Origin of the sequence: Paraburkholderia guartelaensis (genome assembly GCF_004353905.1) — a bacterium.
Classification (GTDB): domain Bacteria; phylum Pseudomonadota; class Gammaproteobacteria; order Burkholderiales; family Burkholderiaceae; genus Paraburkholderia; species Paraburkholderia guartelaensis.
In genome coordinates this window covers 1-816 of record NZ_SMOD01000164.1, presented here as the reverse complement: position 1 = coordinate 816, position 816 = coordinate 1, and the positions used below count along the sequence as shown (strand labels likewise).

General features: G+C 56.2%; 1 protein-coding gene. It reads left to right on the top strand.

Annotated features, from left to right (window positions below; all coding sequences use genetic code 11):
- Positions 1 to 59 precede the first annotated feature (59 nt).
- Positions 60 to 761, top strand: a complete 702-nt coding sequence (locus E1N52_RS43860) for an IS6 family transposase (protein ID WP_133191284.1) — start codon at positions 60 to 62, stop codon at positions 759 to 761.
- The last annotated feature ends 55 nt before the right edge of the window (positions 762 to 816 follow it).

Below are 816 nucleotides of genomic sequence, written 5' to 3'. Positions count from 1 at the left end.
GGATCTGTCGCAATAAGGCGGTCTGCTATGCTGACGGGCCTTAATGCGTGACGTGATCGATGACCGAGAAGCTGAGTCCGGGTGTGGGAAAAGTACTCAAACGCTTGCATTACCCGCTGGACGTGATGTTGCTGTGCGTTCGGTGGTACGTGGCCTATCCGCTGAGCCTGCGCCATCTTGAACAGATGATGGCCGAGCGCGGGATTGCGGTCGATCATTCGACCGTTCACCGTTGGGCACTCAAACTGTTGCCGGTGCTGGAGAAGGCGTTTCGACGGTGCAAACGGACGGTCGGCAAGAGCTSGAGGATGGACGAGACCTACATTCGAATCAGGGGTGAGTGGCGGTATCTCTACCGGGCTGTCGACAAGGCAGGCAACACCGTTGATTTTCTGCTGCGAGCCCGACGGGACAAGGCTGCGGCCCGGGCCTATTTCGAAAAGGCAATCGACCAGAATGGTGAACCCGAGACCGTGACGATCGATAAGAGCGGATCGAATCTGGCTGCCTTGCAAGCGATCAACGCCAGGCGGGAAGTGCCGATCAAGGTCCGCCAGAAAAAGTATCTGAATAACATCATCGAACAGGATCATCGGGCAATCAAGCGCCGGACCGGACCGATGCTTGGGTTCAAGAAATTTCGTTGCGCCCGCATTCTCCTGGGTGGCATCGAAGTCATGCAGATGATCGTCAAGGGGCAATTGAACGATGGCGGCGTTGGTCAAACTCCCGCACAGCAGTTCTATTCGCTGGCTGGATAAGGAATCCATACCATATCGCTCTTGGCCGACCTTTCGCTCTTACTGCGACAGAACC